Raw genomic sequence first — 1,526 nt, 5'->3', positions numbered from 1 at the left:
CGATCGAGCTAAGCTTGCCGCTTTCAAAGAGCGATTTTGGGGGCGTTTTAGAGGAAGTAGTCTGGCGAAATAACCTAAAAGAAGGCGGCATTTATATGCAGGTCACCCGCGGCGTCGCCGATAGGGATTTTAAATTTATAAAAGGCTTAAAGCCGACTTGTTTCGTGTTTTGCTACGAAAAAGATATCGTCGCAAACCCTGACGCCGCGACCGGTATCGAGGTCGTTAGCGTCGAGGATATCCGCTGGAAGCGCCGCGACATCAAGTCCATCTCGCTTTTGGCACAGTGCTACGCCAAAGAACAAGCCGTAAAAGCCGGCGCCTACGAGGGATTTATGGTCGAAAACGGCTTTGTGACCGAGGCTACTAGCTCGTCGGCGTTTATCATAAAAGATAACGTCCTGATAACCAAACCGCTCTCAAACGAGATTTTGCCGGGCATCCGCCGCAAGGTGATTTTAGGTTTTGCCGAAAAGGCGGGGCTTGAGATCAGGCAGCGACCGTTTACGATGCAAGACGTTTACGATGCCGACGAGGTGTTTATCTCGGCTGCGACGCTGCCGCTACTGCCCGTCGTCAAGGCCGACGGCAAGCTGATAAACGACGGCAAAGTCGGCAAATACGTGCCGATGCTAAGGCAAATGTATATAGATAGAATCAAAAAAGAGGCCGGGCTTTAAGTTACATTTTGACGCTTCGAGCCGGCTTTATATTTGCGAGAGTCGGCTCAAATTCGGCTAAATTTGACGGCAAATTTGACGAACGTTTTAAATTTGCCGTCCGAAGCATTAGTAAATTTGAGTCAAAAACGCCTACCTACCATCAAATTTCGGAACTAACGATGAAAAATAAACCTAAAATTTTAATCAGCGCCTGTTTGCTGGGCGAAAATTGCAAATATAACGGCGGCAATAACGCAGACGCTATCCCTGCGGACGCGCTCGATAAACTTGATCAAATTTACGAGCTTGTAGCCGTTTGTCCGGAGTATCTGGGAGGGCTAACGACTCCGCGTGAACCTGCCGAAATTTGCGCAAGCGGACGAGTAATAACTAAATTTAGCGGTCGCGACGTGACGCGAGAGTTTCTTTCTGGCGCTCAAATTTGCGCCGATGTCGCTCGCGAAAACGGCTGTAAAATCGCGGTTTTAAAAGAGCGAAGCCCAAGCTGCGGAAGCGGCGAAATTTATGACGGAAGCTTTACTGGGCGGATCGTTAGTGGCGATGGGATAACCGCAGCGGCGCTAAAAAAACTTGGTGTTCGCATCGTCGGCGAGAGCGCGCTTTTAGAGCTAAATTTGGAAAAAGAAGCAGAAAATGGCCGAGTGGATAAACATTAAAGATATAGCGGACGGAGCGAAATTTTACGCCGGGGCGGCGATTAGGATAATGCCGACGCCGTGCGGGCTGGCAGAGGGAAATTTTATCCCCGAAAACGGGCTTGTTTACCTTATCTCGGACAACGCTTCAGACAAGAGCTATTTTAACTGCGTCTGCCTAAGCCGTGGCGAAGAAGGAAACGTGATC

The 1,526-nt window shown here is 49.3% G+C and carries 3 protein-coding genes; all 3 read left to right on the top strand.

The features are described from left to right. A partial coding sequence (locus tag Q0338_RS05865; RefSeq protein WP_298085942.1) for an aminotransferase class IV occupies nt 1-680 on the top strand: 680 nt, incomplete at its 5' end. Nucleotides 681-688: 8 nt separating this feature from the next. After that, a complete protein-coding gene (locus Q0338_RS05860; protein WP_298085941.1) occupies nt 689-1,339 on the top strand; it encodes a DUF523 domain-containing protein in 651 nt (216 codons plus the stop codon). Beyond that, the coding region (locus tag Q0338_RS05855; RefSeq protein ID WP_298085940.1) for a hypothetical protein at nt 1,317-1,526 on the top strand (210 nt) is incomplete at its 3' end. The genes Q0338_RS05860 and Q0338_RS05855, both read left to right, overlap by 23 nt.

Origin of the sequence: uncultured Campylobacter sp., from assembly GCF_938018145.1 — a bacterium.
GTDB lineage: Bacteria > Campylobacterota > Campylobacteria > Campylobacterales > Campylobacteraceae > Campylobacter_A.
This window is presented reverse-complemented; position numbering and strand designations above follow the sequence as displayed.